15 protein-coding genes and 1 pseudogene are annotated in these 17,900 nt (G+C 59.4%); 10 read left to right on the forward strand and 6 right to left on the reverse strand.

All coding sequences use genetic code 11. The features are described from left to right. Complete coding sequence (locus B5E41_RS12335) at window positions 1-819, forward strand: MBL fold metallo-hydrolase (RefSeq protein ID WP_088393954.1); 819 nt, start codon at window positions 1-3, stop codon at window positions 817-819. An 82-nt stretch (window positions 820-901) separates the two neighbouring features. On the opposite strand, the gene B5E41_RS12340 is transcribed toward B5E41_RS12335, so the two are convergent. Next, window positions 902-1,510 (reverse strand): TerC family protein, encoded by a 609-nt coding sequence (locus tag B5E41_RS12340; RefSeq protein ID WP_088393956.1) that lies wholly within the window; start codon window positions 1,508-1,510, stop codon window positions 902-904. A 256-nt stretch (window positions 1,511-1,766) separates the two neighbouring features. Between B5E41_RS12340 and B5E41_RS12345 the strand changes: the two genes are divergently transcribed. The 5 genes and pseudogenes from B5E41_RS12345 to B5E41_RS12365 all read left to right on the forward strand — a co-directional run bounded on the left by B5E41_RS12345 (window position 1,767) and on the right by B5E41_RS12365 (window position 8,192). After that, on the forward strand, window positions 1,767-2,444 hold the full coding sequence (locus B5E41_RS12345; RefSeq protein ID WP_088393958.1) for a hypothetical protein: 678 nt from the start codon (window positions 1,767-1,769) through the stop codon (window positions 2,442-2,444). Between the two features lie 58 nt (window positions 2,445-2,502). Next, window positions 2,503-2,883 carry a hypothetical protein gene (locus B5E41_RS12350; protein WP_064810417.1) on the forward strand — a complete coding sequence of 127 codons (381 nt, stop codon included), beginning with the start codon at window positions 2,503-2,505 and terminating at the stop codon, window positions 2,881-2,883. A 333-nt stretch (window positions 2,884-3,216) separates the two neighbouring features. Continuing rightward, on the forward strand, window positions 3,217-4,962 hold the full coding sequence (locus B5E41_RS12355; RefSeq protein ID WP_088393960.1) for a mechanosensitive ion channel family protein: 1,746 nt from the start codon (window positions 3,217-3,219) through the stop codon (window positions 4,960-4,962). A 92-nt stretch (window positions 4,963-5,054) separates the two neighbouring features. Further along, window positions 5,055-5,558: pseudogene (locus tag B5E41_RS12360) on the forward strand (GNAT family N-acetyltransferase); the annotation flags it as partial. Window positions 5,559-5,930: 372 nt separating this feature from the next. Next, window positions 5,931-8,192, forward strand: a complete 2,262-nt coding sequence (locus tag B5E41_RS12365; protein WP_088393964.1) for a bifunctional diguanylate cyclase/phosphodiesterase — start codon at window positions 5,931-5,933, stop codon at window positions 8,190-8,192. Window positions 8,193-8,197: 5 nt separating this feature from the next. Here B5E41_RS12365 and B5E41_RS12370 read toward each other — a convergent pair whose 3' ends face one another. The 5 genes from B5E41_RS12370 to speB form a co-directional block, all read right to left on the reverse strand. Then, window positions 8,198-9,631, reverse strand: coding sequence for an NAD-dependent succinate-semialdehyde dehydrogenase (locus B5E41_RS12370; RefSeq protein ID WP_088393966.1), 1,434 nt, complete (start codon window positions 9,629-9,631; stop codon window positions 8,198-8,200). Between the two features lie 17 nt (window positions 9,632-9,648). Beyond that, the gene (gene ggt, locus B5E41_RS12375; RefSeq protein ID WP_088394335.1) at window positions 9,649-11,241 is read right to left on the reverse strand and encodes a gamma-glutamyltransferase; all 1,593 of its coding nucleotides are present in this window, start codon (window positions 11,239-11,241) and stop codon (window positions 9,649-9,651) included. A gap of 17 nt (window positions 11,242-11,258) precedes the next feature. After that, window positions 11,259-12,641: an aspartate aminotransferase family protein gene (locus B5E41_RS12380; protein WP_088393968.1), complete on the reverse strand. Its 1,383-nt coding sequence runs from the start codon at window positions 12,639-12,641 to the stop codon at window positions 11,259-11,261. 120 nt (window positions 12,642-12,761) lie between these two features. Continuing rightward, window positions 12,762-13,604 (reverse strand): transporter substrate-binding domain-containing protein, encoded by an 843-nt coding sequence (locus B5E41_RS12385; protein ID WP_064802640.1) that lies wholly within the window; start codon window positions 13,602-13,604, stop codon window positions 12,762-12,764. 75 nt (window positions 13,605-13,679) lie between these two features. Continuing rightward, window positions 13,680-14,726, reverse strand: a complete 1,047-nt coding sequence (gene speB / locus B5E41_RS12390; RefSeq protein ID WP_088393970.1) for an agmatinase — start codon at window positions 14,724-14,726, stop codon at window positions 13,680-13,682. A gap of 128 nt (window positions 14,727-14,854) precedes the next feature. Here speB and B5E41_RS12395 point away from each other — a divergent pair, with 128 nt between their 5' ends. From B5E41_RS12395 to B5E41_RS12410, 4 genes are read left to right on the forward strand one after another with little or no spacing between them, the layout of a single operon-like run. Continuing rightward, the gene (locus B5E41_RS12395) at window positions 14,855-15,604 is read left to right on the forward strand and encodes a GntR family transcriptional regulator (protein WP_088393972.1); all 750 of its coding nucleotides are present in this window, start codon (window positions 14,855-14,857) and stop codon (window positions 15,602-15,604) included. 34 nt (window positions 15,605-15,638) lie between these two features. Further along, a complete protein-coding gene (locus B5E41_RS12400; protein WP_088393974.1) occupies window positions 15,639-16,364 on the forward strand; it encodes an ABC transporter permease in 726 nt (241 codons plus the stop codon). Then, on the forward strand, window positions 16,364-17,062 hold the full coding sequence (locus B5E41_RS12405) for an ABC transporter permease (protein ID WP_088393976.1): 699 nt from the start codon (window positions 16,364-16,366) through the stop codon (window positions 17,060-17,062). The genes B5E41_RS12400 and B5E41_RS12405 overlap by 1 nt, the downstream gene beginning before the upstream one ends. A gap of 12 nt (window positions 17,063-17,074) precedes the next feature. After that, window positions 17,075-17,878: an ABC transporter ATP-binding protein gene (locus tag B5E41_RS12410; RefSeq protein ID WP_088393978.1), complete on the forward strand. Its 804-nt coding sequence runs from the start codon at window positions 17,075-17,077 to the stop codon at window positions 17,876-17,878. Window positions 17,879-17,900 lie beyond the last annotated feature (22 nt).

Genomic DNA, 17,900 nt, shown 5'->3' on the forward strand with positions numbered 1-17,900 from the left:
GTGCTCTATCGGCGGCGCTTCACCATTCTCGGCTGTTCGTCGTCACCGGGCGTGCCGCGTATCACCGGCGATTGGGGCGCCTGCAATCCCGACAACCCAAAAAACCGGCGCACCCGCGCCTCGTTCATGGTGCAGCAATTCGCTCCTGATGGCGGTGTGACGACTGTCGTCATCGACACCGGGCCGGATTTTCGCGAGCAGATGATCAGGGCAGGGGCCGACCATGTCGATGCGGTGCTCTACAGCCATCCGCATGCCGACCATATTCATGGCATCGACGATCTGCGCGGCTATTTTCACAATACGCGCCGGCGAGTGCCGATCTACGCCGACCAATTTACGATGGACAGACTGCGTGAAGCCTTCGGCTATTGCCTGGAGACGCCGCCGGGCAGCAATTATCCGCCGATCGTGCTGCCTGTCGTCATTGAAAGTCTTGACGAGCCCGTCGAGATCCGCGGCCCCGGCGGCAAGATCGACTTTTTCCCCCATATTCAGCAGCATGGTGATATCAATTCGCTCGGCTTCCGCATCGGCGATGTAGCCTATTGCAGCGATATCAGCGATTTCCCGCCCCAGACCGTCGAGAAACTGCAAAATCTCGACGTGCTGATCATCGACGCCCTCCAGTACACCTATCACCCAAGCCATCTGTCGCTGGAACAGTCGCTCGACTGGATCGGCAGGCTGAAGCCGAAACGGGCGATTCTCACCCATATGCATACGCCGCTGGATTACGACGCAGTGATGGCGCAGACGCCGGACCACGTAGTGCCGGCGTTTGATCAGATGAGCTTCGAGTCGGAGTTTCGCGCCTAACCCGGCGCTGCAGCTTGCTTTTACATCCAAAAAGACGCGCGGCGCAGCAGGATCGGGGACTGAGCCCCGATCCTGGCACAGGTCACAGCATATAGGGAAGAACCTCGACGGCGCCGCGATAGATCATGTCGAGCGAGACGTAGAGGATGATCAGCAGACCGATATAAGCGATCCAGCGATGGCGGCCGAGCAGCCGGGCGATCAGGTTCGCGGCAATACCCATCAGCGCGATTGACAGTGCGAGGCCGATGACCAAGACGCTCGGATGTTCGCGCGCAGCACCGGCAACGGCGAGCACGTTGTCGAGCGACATCGAAACGTCGGCGATGACGATCTGGGTTGCCGCCTGGAAGAAGGTCTTTTTCGGCGCGCCTTCGCCGCTTTCCGCTACGAGATCCTCGTTGTGGCCGTCGCGGAGCTCGCGCCACATCTTCCAGCAGACCCAAAGCAGCAGCAGGCCGCCGGCCAGCAGCAGGCCGACGATCGCCAACAGATAGACGGCGACACTGGCGAAGAGAATACGCAGAACCGTTGCGGCAAGAATGCCGACGATGATCGCCTTGCGCCGTTGCGTCGCCTCGAGGCCGGCAGCGGCAAGACCGATAACCACAGCGTTGTCTCCGGCGAGAACAAGGTCGATAGCAATGACCTGCAGCAAAGCCGCCAGACCGGCTGCCGTGAAGATGTCCATATGAAATGTCCCCAATGCGTCGAAAGCCGTGCTAGCGTCTCGATGGTTTGACGTCAACCGCCGAAGGCGGCAACAGACGGTGCGATTCACTGCCTGGTGTATCTGAAAAAGGACAGGCGGCAACGTTATGGAACCTCCACGGAATGCGGCCGATCCGTCCCACTGCCCGTGGAACATTCATCTTGGCTGCCGGTTCTTCAAGTCAGAAACCAGCGTCGGGTCGACGGCTGGAAGGAGACATCGAGAGGAGCGTTCCGTGAGCAACATTCACAAGGATAGCAATCCGGGTTTTTCAGGCCCGGTGGGCGGCGGCAGCCTTGCCGCATTCTTCGACAGCCGGTCCGAAGCCGAATCTGCGATCTCCCGTCTCGAGGACGCGGGCGTGCCGGTCGCGAGAATAAGATTGATGCCGGGATATGAGGCGGATGGGAAGAATGCCGGCGTCGTCAGCGACGACCGTAGCGGCTTCTTCGACGCGCTGGCCGACTTCTTCTTCCCGGACGAAGACCGCGCGATGTACGCGGAAGGGCTGCGGCGAGGCGGCTTCCTCGTTCAGGTCAATGATATCGACGACGCGCTCTATGAGACCGTTCACGATATTCTGGACGACGAAGGCAGCATCGACATCGATGAGCGGGCGGATCTGTGGTTATCGGAAAGCGGCCGTCAAGGGGGGTCGAATACCGGTTTTGCCGGTTCGGCCCATGGCGGCAAGGCCGCTGAAGATCTGGCTGTGTCCGAGAGCGCATTCGAAGCGCCGTCTTCCGACGATACGCGACCGGTCGCGACCCGCGACACTACCCATGGAAGCGCCAAGGTGCGCGCCTATACCTTCACCAGCGCTGGCTCGCCATCGGCCGATCCCGATCGGCAAACGCAGACACAGACGCAAGGCGGATCCAGCCAAAGTCAGGGATTCCGACGTGATCACTGATGTGTCTGGCTCGAGAGCCGGCCACGTTCGCCCTTGCTGAATAATTGAGGAGACGTCCATGCAATCATCCATTAATCGCGACGGTTTCCTTCCGCCGGATCCCGACGAGCTGGTCGCGGAAGGTGAGCCGCCTTTTGCCGATGCCGCTACCGCGACCGCCCGCGAGAAGGCCGATCACGATCTCGACACCCTACAGCACGAAGTAAGGCTGTTGCGCGCCCGGATCGGCATCCTGCGCGAGGATGCGGAATCGGCGCTGAAAGCTCAGGCAAACTTGATCGATGCAAACGCCCATGTGCAACTCGGCAGCTATCCCTGGGCAAAGCTCGCCTTGGCCACGGGCGCGGCTTTCATCGCCGCCAGAATCATTCGCAGTCTGCCGTTCGGCATCTTGCTGGCGGGAGCTGCGGGGCACCTCTCCGAGACGAGACGGTGGTGAAGTGCTGACCATCTGAGACGCCAGGTCCTCCGGCAACTCGGGGGAGAGCCGGATGTGCGGCCCGCGGTCTGACCGCGGGCCGCACCAGCTGTTGCCCCAAATTCATTTCTGACATTGCCAACCGTCGCCGGCACCGTGCCGTAGAGAGTCTGCAGGCCGGGGAGGCGCCCCTATGATCTGTCACCGAGACAAAGATCGGCAATGACCGCAGCTGGGGCAACGATCAGCCCGCCTCGGCCAGACAGGTTCGTCGATTGACGTAGATGGCACGACGCTTCACAAAGTGCCAAGCCTCTACAGCAGAAGCGGCACCGTCCCGAGGACCACGATCACATGCGCAGCAACGACGACCGCCATCTGTTGCGGAAAATATTCACAATCCTGACGGTCGTGTTTTCGACGCTGCAGCCAATCGGCATCAATCCTGCTTCCTCGGCCGAGTCATCCGGGTCGTCGGCGCCGATCCGGGTCATTATCGAATTGCCGAACGACGATTCCGGTCGCGCTCTGGTCGATCGGATCGTTCCAGGCAATCAGGAGCCCACGCCGCCAGCCGCCGTCTCACCAGAGCCAGCGTCGCCGTCAATCGCGACCTCACTGCAGGAGTTGCGCCAGCGCTTGCTCTCGCTCATCAACGCAGTTCCGACCCTTCCGGGGCAGATCCAGGCGGCGATCCGGCTCTTCCAGACAGACAATCGTATCGACCCTCTAGGTCTGATCCTGGCGGTCACACTCTTCGTAGCAGGCGGATTTCTCGCGCAGCGCATCGCCTGGTGGTCTGGGCGAGGGCTTCTTCATTTTATACTGACCGCACCTGCCGACACGGTCCGGCAGCGGATCAAACTGCACGCCGGGCGGCTGTCGATGGGACTTCTCGCATTGATCGGCTACCTCATCGGAAGCCTCGGCGCCTTCATCCTGTTTCCGTGGCCCGCTGTGTTTCGCGATGTTGCGCTCATTCTGCTGTCAGCTGCGCTCATGGTGCGCCTCGGCGTGCTGGTGGGACGCATCGTGATCGCGCCGGGCGCCCGCCTGCCGCATATGCGGCTTGTGACCCTTGTGACGTCGCTTGCGTGGTTCTGGTACTATTGGCTCCTTGCAACGGCCGCGCTGTTAGCAGCCGGCTGGGCCACGATCGAAGTGATTCGGACGATAAGAGCTCCGGCCATATTGATCGATCTTTTTACCGCGGCATGGCTCGCGGCCGTCTCGATCGCGCTGCTGGTGACCGACGTCATCTGGAAGCTCGTCAGCACTCTGATCGACACGCAGATGGAAGTGGCGTCGCGAAGCGTGAATGCAGGCCATCAGGAGGGGCCAGAGGCGCGCCGCCGTCAGCGGTTGAATACGCTTCTTCCCATTCTTCGCAACGTGCTGTTCCTCGCGATCGGCGCCGTCGGCTTCCTGATGATCCTGGATGCCGTCGGCATTCAGATCGGACCGCTGCTTGCGGGCGCCGGTGTCGTCGGCATAGCCGTCGGCTTCGGTGCGCAAACGCTCGTCAAGGACATCATCTCCGGGGTCTTTTATCTGTTCGACGATGCCTTCCGCATTGGAGAATATATCCAGGCGGCAAAATACAAAGGTACTGTCGAAGGATTTTCGCTGCGATCGATCCGCTTGCGACACCACCGCGGTCCTGTCACCATCGTTCCATTCGGCGAACTCGGCGCGGTGCAAAATCTGAGCCGCGACTGGGTCATCGACATCATCACACTTACGCTGAACTATGACAGCGACCTCGAGGAGGTCCGCAAGACCATCAAGCGCATTGGCGTCGAGCTTCTGGACGATGCCGAGCTGGGGCCCAATATCATCGAGCCCTTGAAAATGCAGGGCATTGAGCAGATGGCGGATTATGGCGTGCAGATAAGGCTGAAATTCATGGCCAAACCGGGCGAACAGTTTGGCGTCCGCCGAAAGGCGCTTGCCATGCTGAAGAAGACCTTCGCCGAAAAGGGCATTCAGTTTGCAACACCGACGGTGCATGTCTCCGGCGGAACGGCCGACGCAGCGTCATCAGCCGCCGCGTCGGAGCTCCAGAGACCAACAAAACCCATCTTGCCGATTGAGGAGTGACAAACCGCAGGGCTTCCATGCCCCTTGTTTGAACGCCCGCGGGCGATGTGCGAGTAGAACTTGTCGAGCAATCGACCTAAAGATTCAGCCAGATGATTGATTTCAGGCCACTCACCGAAGCAGATTTTCCGATGTTATGTGAGTGGCTAAATAGCCCTCATATGCGTGCTCACTACCAGAAGACGCCGATAACGATCGAGGAAGTTCAGAGGAAGTATTCTGAGCGCCTGAGCCCCAGCCATCCTACCCATTGCCATATAGCTTGTTATAATGGTGAGCCTTTCGGAAAATTGCAGTGCTATTTGCTTCGCGACTATCCCGAATTCGCGTCTGAGATGGGCGAACACGACGGCGTAGCGGTCGACTTATTTATCGGAGATGTGCAGTTCATAGGAAGAGGCTTGGGGAAAGCTATGCTTCGCTCATATGTGCTGAACGTGGTTCCTTCGCTTTTTCCCCAGGACTGCAAATGTTTCATTTGTCACGCTAAAGAGAACAAAATAGCTATTCGGGGTTCGCTGTCCGCAGGGTTTCTGCCGTATCGAGACGTCATCGAGGGCGGAGTGGAAAGTCTGCTACTTTCATTCGACCGACCGAACTCGGCATGTCGGCCTTTTATCCGATCATCTCGTTCAGCGATAAATCCTGGTGACCATTGAGGAGAGACGGTTTGTGGTCAAAAGCAAAGTGTCGGAAATTCGCTCCCGTGTTCCATAATCTACCTTATGCGATTTTTTGCTGTGTCTGGGGTACATTCTATTTCCAAGTGCGACAGATGGGCCAGTCAGAGATGCGACAGTCTCGCCTCCTCGCTTACCCGCCCGGCTCCACAAAGATGGACGCACCTGTGCGTGCCGACTGACGATATTCCCCACTGGATTGTCTTTCCTGCAACCAGATCGACGGTTTAGCGTTGCCTTAAAGAAACTGTGCAAGGATGCAAGCCTGTCATTCACACTGGCGACCTGATGAAGTTTCGAAGACATACAAAGGCAATTCGCAGCCTCGCGGGCTCCCTGATGAGCCATGGGAGCGCCTTCGCTCCGGCACTATTTGCGGCCATTATCGCAGCCATCGTCGTCTGGGTGGCAACGAACTGGCGGCTTGAGCGGTCGTTGGCCGACGAACGCTCGGTCGTTGCCGGCGAGCTTGCGACGATATCATCTCGACTTCAGACAAACCTCAACAGCAATGTGAAGCTGTTGCAAGGTTTGGCGGCGGGTATCGCGATCGATCCGGCGATGGGCCAGAGCAAATTTTCCAAACTTGCCGCGCAGATTCTGCAGCCTGATTCACAATTGCGAAGCTTCGCTGCAGCGCCTGACATGGTGGTCCAGTGGGTCTATCCGGAAAAAGGAAACGAAAAAGCCATCGGACTCGACTACCGAAAAAATGAGAAGCAACGGGCCGCTGCGATGCTGGCGCGCAACACCCACAATATCGTCCTCACGGGCCCGGTGGAACTTGTCCAAGGCGGAACGGCTTTCGTTGTCAGGTGTCCGGTTTACGTCGACGACGGAAACAGCCAGATCTTTTGGGGTCTGCTTTCTGGAATCGTCGATATTCCGAGGCTATACCGGGATAGCGGCCTCGGTTCGACCGACCTTGAGATCGCCATCAGCACGACGCCGGAGCCGAATTCGCCCAAACAGGTCTTTCTCGGCAGCCTGGAAACTTTTGGGAAGAAGCCGGTCGTCGCCTCCGTCGATATGACTTACGGCCGATGGTCCCTCGCCGCACTTCCCAGGAATGGCTGGGGCCAGAATAACGGCATCGGCACTTTTGAGCTCTATGCCAGTCTGTTGGCCTTGTGCGTTGTCGCACCGATCGTCTGGGTGGGCTTTCTGACCAAATCGCGCCAGAAGACCATCGAAAAACTCCGCCTTCACAAGAACAAGCTCGTCCGAGCCCGACAGAGGCTGGAGCACCTGTCACTGCATGACGCCCTCACCGGGCTACCTAATCGGCGGTTTGTCGATCAGATGATCTCGCAGCCGCCAAGGCCCGATCCGCAAGACCGTCTGATCCTCATCCATATCGACCTTGACCGGTTTAAAGAGATCAACGACACGAAGGGGCACGCCGGCGGGGACATGGTCCTGCAAACAACGGCTTCGCGGCTTGCCGATTTGACCGGCCCGAACGATGTCGCAGCGCGCATCGGCGGAGACGAGTTCGTCTTCGCCAGTTGGAGCACCGATCCAGAGCCTAAAGCAGCCGAATTGGCTAGGCAGATTGTCGACGCGCTGCAGCAGACCATCTTTATCGATGGAGCCGGTTATGTGGTCGGCGCAAGCGTCGGTGTCGCCTGGGAGACTGAACGCGTGCGCGACCGCGATCTCGGTCAGCTGCTTCTGAATGCCGATCTGGCGCTGTACGAGGCGAAGAAAGCCGGCCGCGGCCGCGCGGCCGTTTTTACCGAGGAGCTTCGCAGCGCGGCAATCCATGCAAAAGAACTGGCGGATGAATTCAATCAAGCGCTCGAACGCGATGAACTCGTTGCATTCTTCCAGCCGCAGTTCAATGCAAACACGCTTGATATCGCAGGTGTCGAAGCGCTTGCCCGCTGGGATCATCCGCGAAAAGGTCTGCTCGGCCCGAACGCATTTCTGGATGCTGCGGAAAAACTGGGGCGCAGCGGCGACATGGACAGGCTGATCCTGCAAAAGGCGCTGTTCGAGCTGACGCGATGGGACGGCTTAGGGATGCAAATTCCACGGGTCTCCGTCAATATTTCAGCGCGCCGGCTGGCGCAGGCAAATCTGCTCGCCGAGCTGGCCGCGCTTCCCGCAGCGAAGGGTCGCCTATGTTTCGAGCTGCTCGAGACAATCTCCTTCGACGAGCTTCAGCCTGCTCTCAACGAGGTCATTCCGGCAATCAAAGCGCTCGGCATTGAAATCGAGATCGACGATTTCGGCACGGAACACGCCAGTATCGTCAGCCTGCTTCGATTTGAACCGCGACGGCTCAAGATCGACCGAGAGATCATCAAGCCGATCATCGCCTCCCCCTCGCAACGCCGTCTGGTCTCCTCCATCATCGAAATCGGCCGGTCGCAGAACATCGACATCGTTGCCGAGGGCGTGGAGACAATGGAGCACGCGAAGATCCTGAAAGATCTCGGTTGCCATTTGCTCCAGGGTTACGCCCTGGCCCGGCCCATGACCTCGGATCAGTTGATCGAATTTTGCCGGATGAAGGACACGGGAACAGCAAAGGCAAGCCGATAGCCTGCTCAAGCCGCCTCGGTGACGAGCTTCGTAATGAGGTAACTCTCCATTGCTTCAGAGCCGCCTTCCGAACCGTAGCCGGAGTCTTTTATGCCTCCGAAAGGCAATTCCGGCAGCGCCAGCCCATGATGATTGATCGACAGCATGCCGCTCTCGATATCGCGGGCAAGGGCTGCGCTGGTCTTTGCCGAAGTCGTATAGGCATAGGCCGCCAGGCCGTATGGCAGGCGGTTGGCTTCCGCAATGGTAGAATTGTAGTCCGAAAATGCGCTCACTATCGCCAAGGGGCCGAATGGTTCTTCGCTGAGCACGCGGGCATGCTGTGGAACGTCGGTGAGAACCGTCGGCTGGAAGAAGTTGCCGAGATTGCCGATCCTTTTGCCGCCGGTCGCAATCTTCGCACCGTGCATCACCGCGTCGGCTGTCAGTGCCTCCATGGCCCCTACCCGCCTCGCGTTGGCAAGCGGTCCCATGGTTACGCCGTCGCTCAATCCATCGCCGACCTTAATCGCCTCGGCCGCCTTTACCAGGCCATCGAGGAATTTATCGAAGACGGGTTCCTGGATGAGAAACCGGGTCGGCGCCACGCAGACTTGCCCGGCATTTCGAAACTTCGCAGCGGCTAACAGTCTGACCGCGAGATCAATATCAGCGTCATCGAAGACGATTGCCGGCGCATGGCCTCCGAGTTCCATGGTCACCCGCTTCATGTGGGCGCCGGCCAGGGAGGCAAGCTGCTTGCCGACGATGGTCGATCCGGTGAAGGAAATTTTCCGGATAACGGGGTGCGGGATCAGGTGATTGGAAATATCGGCCGGCATCCCGAAAACGAGATTGAGGACGCCCGCCGGCAGACCCGCCTCGGCAAAGGCGCGAACCAGTTCAGCGCAACTTGCCGGCGTTTCCTCCGGCCCCTTCAATATGATCGAGCAGCCGGCCGCAACGGCGGCCGAAACTTTGCGGACGGCCTGGTTAAGCGGAAAGTTCCAGGGGCTGAAGGCCGCCACCGGGCCAACAGGCTCCTTGATCACCATCTGCCTGACATTGGCCGCTCGTGGTGGGACGAGCCGGCCGTAGGCACGGCGGGCTTCCTCGGCAAACCAGTCTATGATGTCGGCAGCCGCGGCTGCCTCTGCCTCGGACTCGGCGAGCGGTTTGCCTTGTTCCAATGTCATTATTCGAGCGATCGCCGCAGCGCGCTGCCGCAGGATCTCCGCCGCCGCATGCATCAGCTTTGCCCGCTCGAACGCACTTATGCGCCGCCACTGCTCAAACCCGGCGGCGGCTGCCGAAAGCGCTTCGTCGAGATCAGCAGCGCCGGCATTGGAAACACGGCCGATGACTTCGCCCGAGGCCGGATTGACGACGGTCAGATCGTCGTTTGAACCCCGCCTCCAGCGGCCATTGATATAAAGTTGAGTATTCGGATATGCCGACATTCAGCTCTCCACCGCCTCTAGTAGCCGAGCGCGCAACCATCTTTTCGATGATCGGAGGCGCCCAGCAGCGTGTTGTTTTGATCGTCTATCCAGATCGCCTGGGCGCCGCCGATCGCCCAATTCGGTGCGACGACCTTGAAGCCGCGGGCTTCGAGATCACGCCCGATCGAGGTTCGCAGAAGCGCTTCGGTTTCGATTGATGTCGTGCCGGGCAGCGGAAAGAGCCGAGGCAGATCAATCGCACTTTGTATGTCCAGATTGAAATCGAACAGCTTGGAAAGGAAGTGGGCATGGCCCATCGCCTGATAGTGTCCACCCATCACGCCGAACGACAAGACGCTTCTGCCATTGCGGGTGACCAGACCCGGGATGATCGTATGCATGGGCCTCTTGCGCGGCCCCATCGCGTTCGGATGCCCCTGCTTCATACTGAAGCTCTGGCCGCGATTGTGGAACAAGACGCCGGAATTCGGTGCCATCACTCCGCTTCCGTAGGAATGGAAGATCGAGTTGATGAAGCTGGCGACATTTCTATCCTTGTCGACAACGGAAATGTAGACGGTGTCGGCATGCTCGACGCCGTCGATAACGGCCCCGGCATCGGCGATGGTGTTCAGGTCGATCCTGGCGGCAAGGCTGTCGGCGAGTTCATCGGACAACAGGAAGTCGACCGGAACGTTTGAGGCGGCCATGTCGGCGACCCATCGATCACGAGCCGCATAAGCCAGCCGCGTGGCCTCGACTTCGATGTGCAGATTGTCCACACCAAGCGGGTCGCCTTTGCGTTCGAACCGCTCCAGGATCTTCAGGATCATCAGAGCGACAATGCCCTGCCCGTTCGGCGGACATTCATGCACCGTCCATCCGCGGTATGTCGCGCTGACCGGCTTCACATATTCGCCGGCAGTTGAGGCAAAATCCTCAGCTGTATGGAGGCCGCCAAGGGAATTCAGCCGGGTCACCATGTCGGCTGCCACCGGACCGCGATAGAAGCCGTCACGGCCCGACGTTGCGATCGTTTCCAGCGTCTGCGCCAGTTCCGGCTGATATTGAACCGATCCGACCGGTGGCGCCTGATCGTCGATCAGGAAAAGGCGACGGGTTGATGGATCGCGCAGCAGCAGGTCGCGTTGGTTCGAAATGTCGGCGGCAACCCGTGGCGTGATCGCATAGCCGTCGCGAGCTAGTGCAATTGCCGGCGCAAGAATTTCCGACAGCGGCATCCTGCCGTGATCGGCAACGAGGCGGGTCCAGGCGTCCACCGCCCCAGGAACGGTCACCGCATGCGGCGATGACCGCTCGATCGAAGTGATGCCGTTTTCCTGAAACCAGTCAAAATGCGCCGCCGCCGGCGTCCGTCCCGAGCCGTTATAGGCAAGGACATCATCACTTCCATTCGACGCCAGCAGCGCAAAGCAATCGCCGCCTATGCCGGTGGATCCGGCCTCCACGACACATTGGACGGCACAGGCGCCGACGGCGGCGTCGATGGCCTTGCCGCCGGCTTTCAGGATCTCGATCGCTGTCAAAGTCGCCATCGGGTGCGATGTCGCGGCCATGCCATTGCGGCCGACGGCCATCGATCTTCCCGGCAATTCGAAATTTCGCATATCGTCGCTTCCTTCGCTCAATAGAGGCCGGTTGCCCTCGCCCATGTATAGGTATCATCCAATGCGCGCGTGGAGCGATCGAACAATTCGTGGATCTCAGCCTCGGTGATGATAAGCGGCGGGCAAAGCGAGAAGTTGTCGCCAAGGGCGCGCGTGATGACGCCATGGACCTGGGCCTGCTTGCCTGCGTGAATGGCAATGCCGTCCGTCGGCTTGAACGGCTCTTTCGTTTCCTTGTTGCGAACCAGTTCAAGGGTGCCGATGAGCCCACGACCGCGGGCGTTGCCGACGAGCGGATGGTCGCCAAGCTCGTTCAACCGCCGCTGGAACACCGGGGCGATGGTGCGGACGTGGCCAATGATGTCACGTTCCTCGTAGATTTTCAGGGTTTCCAGGGCGACGGCCGTCGCGACCGGATGGCCGCTATAGGTGAAACCATGTCCGAATGTTCCGATTTTCTCGCTCTCGGCAACGACACCGGAATGGATCTTTTCATTGATCATCAGCGCGGAGATCGGCTGGTAGGCTGCCGAAAGCTGCTTTGCCATGACGATCATATCCGGCTTAAGCCCGAAGCTTTCCGAACCGAACATCGTGCCGAGCCTGCCAAAGCCGCAGATGACTTCGTCGGCGATCAGCAGCACGTCGTATTTCTTGAGAATCGCCTGGATCTTCTCGTAATAGGTTGGCGGCGGAACGATGCAGCCGCCGGATGCCATCAATGGCTCGGCGAAGAATGCGCCGATGGTTTCCGGTCCCTCGGCGAGGATCATCTGCTCAAGCGAGTTGGCACAGCGCGTCGCGAATTCTTCCTCCGTTTCACCCGGGCGGCCATAGCGATAAAACTCCGGGCAATCGGTATGCAGCACCCGATCAATCGGCAGATCGAAATCGCGGTGATTGTTCGGCAACCCGGTGAGGCTAGCCGAAGCAATGGTCACGCCGTGGTAAGCCCGCATGCGCGAGATGATCTTCTTCTTTTCCGGCATGCCGATGGCATTGTGATAGTACCAGACAAGCTTCATGGCCGTGTCGTTGGCCTCGGAACCCGAATTGGCGAAGAACACTTTCGACATGGGAACCGGTGAAAGCTGAATGAGCCGTTCGGCAAGCTCGACCGCCGTCTCATGCGTTTTGCCGCCGAAGCTGTGATAGAACGGCAATTCCTTCATCTGGCGAGTCGCGGCGTCTACCAGACGTTGTTCGCTGAAGCCCAGCGACGCGCAGAACAGCCCGCCAAGACCTTCGATGTATTTGTTGCCTTCGCTGTCGACGATATGGATCCCCTCGCCCCTGGTGATCACCAGCGGGCCGTCCTTCAGATGCTGCGAAGCGTTCGTATAGGGATGAAGAACAAACGCAGCGTCGCGGGATTCGACGGAGTTGAGAAGGATGGTCACAGAGGTTCTCCAAATGTGGGTCTATTTCATTGGCGACGCGGTAAAGCTGCGCCGGTCAGCCGGCGCGACCTACTCGGTGCGCCGGCTGCCAATTGCTGCCGTGGGAGCTTTGCCGCTTAATCAATCAAGGGATGTCTTGATCCATTTCTGAGCAAGTTTGTTGATCGTGCCGTCGGCTTCCGCCGCTTCGATCGCCGCGTCGAACATCGACTTCAACACCGTATCATCCTTGCGAAGACCTGCCGCGATCCCCTGTCCAAAGACCCCGCCTTTGAAGGTCGGGCCGGCGATCTTGTAGTCCTTGAAGTCGTCCTTGCCGAGCGTTGCAGTCAACGAAGTTTTCTGCGCGACGACGGCGTCGATGCGACCGGCCTGGAGGTCGAGATCATGCTGCTCGACGGTCTTGTATTCTCTTGGATCGACAACGCCCTTGAAATAGGTGTCGAGAAAGACTGCGTTCGCCGTCGACACCTGGGCGCCCACGGCCTTGCCTTTGAGAGCGTCCCGAAGCGGCTGCAATTCCTGCTCTACCTTCGCCTTGTCCGCAGCGAGGTCGACCGTCGTCCCGGTCCCAGGCAGATCTGCAAGAGGACCGGTTTTCTCGACCATGAAAGCGGCCGCGGTCGGAGCATAGGGCTTGCTGAAGGAGATGACGGCGAGGCGCTTCTCGGTCACGATCATCGAGGCCATGATGGCGTCGAACTTTTTGGCCGTGAGCGATGGAATGAGCCCATCCCAGTCCTGCGCCACGATGGTGCATTTCACCTTCATGCGGGCGCACAGGTCGTTGGCGAGATCGATCTCGAACCCTGCCAGCTTGCCGTCAGGACCGGTAAAATTCCAGGGCTCGTAGGCGCCTTCGGTCGCAATGGTGATTTCGGTTGGTTTCGTCTGCGCAGCGGCAGCGCCGGCCGAGATGACGCCGAGCAAAGCGGACGTCAGCAAAAGTTTTGATACTCGCATGTTTTTATTCCCCTTTTTGGTGCGCCCTGCCCTTTTCCCAAGCGAGGCGGTTGCAGACTCCGCGACGTCCGTTTGCTAGGACGCGCGAATCTTGATTGCCTCGGCCGCAAGGCAGAGGAGTTCGAACAAAATCTGAGCGGCAATTTGTGCCGTATTCGACGTCGGGTCGTATTGCGGAGCGATCTCGACAACGTCGCCGCCGACAATGTTCAAGCCGATAAGACCGCGCAGAATGCCGAGGGCCTGGGCCGAGGACAGGCCGCCGACTTCGGGGGTTCCCGTGCCTGGCGCAAATGCCGGATCGAGAGAATCGACGTCGAAGCTGACATAGGTCGGCCCCGCCCCGACGATCTCTCTCGCCTTGGCGATGACGGCGCTGATGCCGAGATCACCGACGTCTTCCGCATGAATGACGGTCATGCCGGACGCATAGGAGAATTCCCATAGATATTCGGAATTGCCGCGAATTCCGATCTGGATCGTTCGCCTGGGATCAAGCACACCGTCCAGAACCGCCTGGCGAAAGGGTCCGCCGTGATGGAATTTGCATCCTTCGAACGAACCGCCCGTGTCGCAATGGGCGTCGATATGGATCATCCCCACAGGGCGATCCCTGCCGACGGCCCTCAGGATGGGAAGGCCGACCGAGTGGTCGCCGCCGACGGCCAGGGGCACGACCCCCGCTTTTATCAAGCCGCCGACAAATTCCTCGATATCGTCATGGGATGCCTCGAGATCGAAGCGGCTTTTGAACGGGACATCGCCGACATCGGCAACACGGGCATGGGCAGTCGGGACGGTCCGCAGGACATGATCGTAAGGGCCAACGCGGTCGACGTTGCGTACGGCTCTTGGCCCGAACCGCGCGCCCGACCGGTTCGTCACCCCGAGATCCATCGGAATGCCGAAAAGCGCAATATCTATATCGGTAAAACTGGGCGCGGCGTCCGGACGATGCGGGGCCTTCAGCAATGTCGGGACGCCGCAGTAAGGCGCCTGGCGACGATCGCCCTCGCCGAAGACCAGGTCGGCCACCTTGCGAAACTCCGGATCGAACATCTCACCGCCTGAAGCGTTCGAAAAGCGCTCCCGCAGTTCGTCCAGACTGAGAATCTCCGGCATCGGACCTCCAGATGTTGCGACCAGATCGCGGGCGACTTTTTGAACGCCGGCGAAAAGACGATTGCTTGTTGTAGCCAACATTGTATACATAATCGTATTCCGCTTGATGGAGCAAGAGGGAAAAAGTTATGGTGCCGCTCACCGAGGGGCGAATGGACCAGAGACGGAAGGGGAATCGATTGGCATCGACCAAGACAGAACAGCGAGGATCGTTGCGTGAGAGCACCTATTCGCAATTGAAGGATCTGATCCTCACCGGCCAGCTTCGCCCCTCCGAGCGCCTGTCGGAAGTGACGCTCGCCAAGCGCTTCGGCGTCAGCCGAACACCGCTGCGCGAAGCGCTGATGAAGCTGGAAGAAGAAGGGCTTATCGTCGGTCAGCGGAACTTCGGCTATACGGTGACCGACCTCGACGTCACCAAGTTCTGCAATCTGCTGGTCGTTCGCGAAGCGCTCGACGTTTGCGCCGCGCAACTCGCCTGCGAGATAGCGAGCGAGGAAGACCTCGATCGGCTCCGTGACGTCATTGCCCAGATGGTGGAACTGAAGGATACGACGAACAAGACGCCCTCTGACGCGGCCCGCAACCTTGACCTTGGACTATACATCCATCGCGTCATCGTGGAATCGACCCGAAACGAGGCCCTCGTCAGGGTGACGGATCAAGTTTATCAGCAGCTTCGCCTGGCCCTGTGGCTCGAAGTTCTTTGGGTGGATCTGGAGCACACCGATCTCGACGAACACCGGGCGATCGCAGACGCCATCTGTGCACGCGACCGCGAGGCGGCGGCGGCAGCAGCAAGAGCGCATGTGCAAAGCTCGCTCAAAAACATGTCGAAGCTCCAGCGCATCTGGGCGCATCGGCGCGCAGCCGACTGACGCGCAACCCGATCTTTTACCAAGGGGTCCCCGCATGGCACCTATCGACAGTTACCTGGCTCTGGTCGGCTTCGAGCAGACGGGTTGGGGTTGGCTACTACTGACTGCGGCCGCGATGACCATCGGTGTGTCCGTCTGCGGCTTCCTGACCGGAACGTTGATCGGGACGGTCATTACCTTCATGCAGCTGTCCCGCCACCTGACCATCCGGTGGCTTGCGGATTGCTACACGACCGTTCTGCGCGGCGTGCCCGACCTTCTGGTAATCTATCTTTTCTATTTCGGCGGCAGCGCATTCCTTGGATCCTTTGGCGGCCTGTTCGGCTATCAAGGCTTCATTGGAATGCCGGCATTTTTGACCGGAACCCTGGCGCTTGGCGTGGTTTCGGCGGCCTATCAGGCTGAGGTATTTCGCGGCGCCTACAGGTCGGTCGCACGCGGCGAAATCGAAGCCGCCAGCGCCGTCGGCATGCGGCCATGGCCCAAATTCAGGCGCATCGTTGCCCCCCTCGTCCTGCGCTACGCTATTCCAGGCCTCGGAAACACCTGGCAGCTCGTCCTGAAGGAATCGGCATTGATCTCCGTCACGGGTCTCGTCGAACTGCTGCGCCAATCGCAGATCGCAGCCGGATCGACGCGCCGGCCGTTCGAGTTCTACCTGACGGCGGTCGTTCTTTATCTCGTCATCACCTGGCTTTCATCAATCCTGTTCAGACGCATGGAAGCGCGAACGATCCAGGGCACAAGGAGAGCGTTGTGATGGATCTGGGCTTTATGTGGGATACGTTTCTCACGCTTCTGACCGGTTTGCCGCTGACGCTTGAGCTTGCCGTCACGTCCGTCGTGGCAGGCAGCGCGCTGGCGCTGGCGATCTCGCTCCTGGCCGTGACCGGCGGTGAAATAGGCTGCACCATAACCCGCGCCTATGTCTTTGTCTTCAGAGGGTCGCCGCTCCTCGTCCAAATGTTCCTGATCTATTATGGCCTCGGCCAATTCAGACACGGCCTGCAGGACCTCGGCGTCTGGGGGTTCTTTCGCGAACCCTACTGGTGTGCGGTGCTCGCCCTCACTCTGAATACTGCCGCCTACTGCAGCGAAATTTTTCGCGGAGGACTGCTGGCCGTGTCCGCTCAGGAGATCGAGGCGGCTCGCGCTTGCGGCATGTCGGGCATTCTCTTGTTCAGACGGATCATCCTGCCGATCGCCATCAGGCATGCGCTGCCCGCTTACGGCAATGAGATCATCCTGATGATCAAAGCAACAGCGCTCGCGTCTGTCATCACAATCATGGAAGTCACCGGTCTGGCTGGAAAACTGATCGCCGACAGCTTCCGCGCTTTCGAGATCTTCATTGTCGCCGGCGCGATCTACCTCGCGATCATTTTCATCGTCACACGGATGCTCATGGCGGTCGATTTCTGGCTTTCGCCTCATATGCGTATGCGGCTGCAATCTTAAACGGGAGTGTGCATGTCTGACAGGGGAACAGTTTTGGTCAGCGACAACAAGGACAAAAGCGCTGCCGTTTCGATCAAGGATCTCCGAAAATGCTTCGGCCCGCTGGAAGTGCTGAAGGGAATTTCGCTTGAAGCGCATGAGGGGGACGTGATTTCCATCCTGGGCTCATCCGGCTCCGGCAAATCGACGATGCTGAGATGCCTCAATATGCTCGAAATCCCCGACAGCGGGGAAATTCGCATCGGCGGCGAGATGTACGCTCTGAAGAAATCGGGGCACAGAACGTTGCCGGCTGACCGCAGGCAAGTCGATCGGATGCGCGAACACATCGGCATGGTGTTTCAGAATTTCAATCTTTGGTCGCACATGACCATTCTTGAAAATGTGATCGAAGCACCGGTGCACGTGCAGAAGCGCAACCGCGCGGAATGTATCGCGGAGGCCGAAGCTCTGCTCGAACGGGTCGGCATCGCCGAAAAACGAAATTTCTATCCGGCGCATTTGTCTGGCGGGCAGCAGCAACGGGCTGCGATCGCCCGCGCTCTCGCGCAGCGGCCGAGGGTCATGCTGTTTGACGAACCGACCTCGGCGCTGGATCCCGAACTCGTCGGCGAAGTGCTGAAAGTGATGCGCTCGCTCGCTGAGGAAGGTCGAACCATGCTTGTTGTCACCCATGAAATGGCCTTCGCGCGAGACGTGTCGAGCAAAGTAGTTTTTCTTCACCGGGGCGTCGTCGAAGAGACAGGGGAGCCCACCGAGCTTTTCACCCATCCGAAATCGGAACGGTTCCGCCAGTTTCTGGCAGGGACGAGGTGATGTCGTTTGACCTCCGACGCGG

The sequence above is a fragment of the Rhizobium esperanzae genome, assembly GCF_002204185.1.
In the GTDB taxonomy this organism is placed as follows: Bacteria; Pseudomonadota; Alphaproteobacteria; order Rhizobiales; family Rhizobiaceae; genus Rhizobium; species Rhizobium esperanzae.

Coding starts and splice junctions, on each gene's coding strand:
- B5E41_RS12350 (WP_064810417.1), top strand. CDS start 2,503: ATGCAATCATCCATTAATCGCGACGGTTTCCTTCCGCCGGATCCCGAC.
- B5E41_RS12410 (WP_088393978.1), top strand. CDS start 17,075: ATGTCTGACAGGGGAACAGTTTTGGTCAGCGACAACAAGGACAAAAGC.
- B5E41_RS12405 (WP_088393976.1), top strand. CDS start 16,364: ATGGATCTGGGCTTTATGTGGGATACGTTTCTCACGCTTCTGACCGGT.
- ggt (WP_088394335.1), bottom strand. CDS start 11,241: ATGCGAAATTTCGAATTGCCGGGAAGATCGATGGCCGTCGGCCGCAAT.
- B5E41_RS12370 (WP_088393966.1), bottom strand. CDS start 9,631: ATGTCGGCATATCCGAATACTCAACTTTATATCAATGGCCGCTGGAGG.
- B5E41_RS12400 (WP_088393974.1), top strand. CDS start 15,639: ATGGCACCTATCGACAGTTACCTGGCTCTGGTCGGCTTCGAGCAGACG.
- B5E41_RS12340 (WP_088393956.1), bottom strand. CDS start 1,510: ATGGACATCTTCACGGCAGCCGGTCTGGCGGCTTTGCTGCAGGTCATT.
- B5E41_RS12355 (WP_088393960.1), top strand. CDS start 3,217: ATGCGCAGCAACGACGACCGCCATCTGTTGCGGAAAATATTCACAATC.
- speB (WP_088393970.1), bottom strand. CDS start 14,726: ATGCCGGAGATTCTCAGTCTGGACGAACTGCGGGAGCGCTTTTCGAAC.
- B5E41_RS12385 (WP_064802640.1), bottom strand. CDS start 13,604: ATGCGAGTATCAAAACTTTTGCTGACGTCCGCTTTGCTCGGCGTCATC.
- B5E41_RS12365 (WP_088393964.1), top strand. CDS start 5,931: ATGAAGTTTCGAAGACATACAAAGGCAATTCGCAGCCTCGCGGGCTCC.
- B5E41_RS12395 (WP_088393972.1), top strand. CDS start 14,855: ATGGTGCCGCTCACCGAGGGGCGAATGGACCAGAGACGGAAGGGGAAT.